Source organism: Microbacterium sp. ZXX196 (assembly GCF_009709595.1).
GTDB classification, from domain to species: domain Bacteria; phylum Actinomycetota; class Actinomycetes; order Actinomycetales; family Microbacteriaceae; genus Microbacterium; species Microbacterium excoecariae.
Genome location: NZ_WMEE01000365.1, coordinates 1 through 253 on the forward strand (window position 1 = coordinate 1; position 253 = coordinate 253).

Annotated in this window: 1 protein-coding gene; it reads right to left on the bottom strand. The window is 52.2% G+C overall.

Annotated features, from left to right (window positions below; translation table 11 throughout):
* Positions 1-253 (bottom strand): pyridoxal-phosphate dependent enzyme (locus GJQ66_RS13350; protein WP_155049688.1); only part of this gene is annotated, 253 nt, incomplete at both ends.

The following is a 253-nucleotide window of genomic DNA, read 5'->3' on the forward strand; positions in this document are numbered from 1 at the left end:
GATTATTGCAGTTGGCATATTGGTCCAAAATATGTGCGTTAGGCAGCTCTGGCTGTAGTTTTTTAGCGACGCCTATATGGCTTTCGGGTGCATCCCAGGCGGCTTCAGTCGGGGTGCGAATGATTTCAGCACCGAGTGCTTTTAGGGCGACTTGCTTTTCATGGCTCATTTTTTCCGGCAAGGTGATGATGACACGGTAGCCTTTGACGGCGCCCGCTAAAGCCAGGCCAATGCCTGTATTGCCAGACGTGGG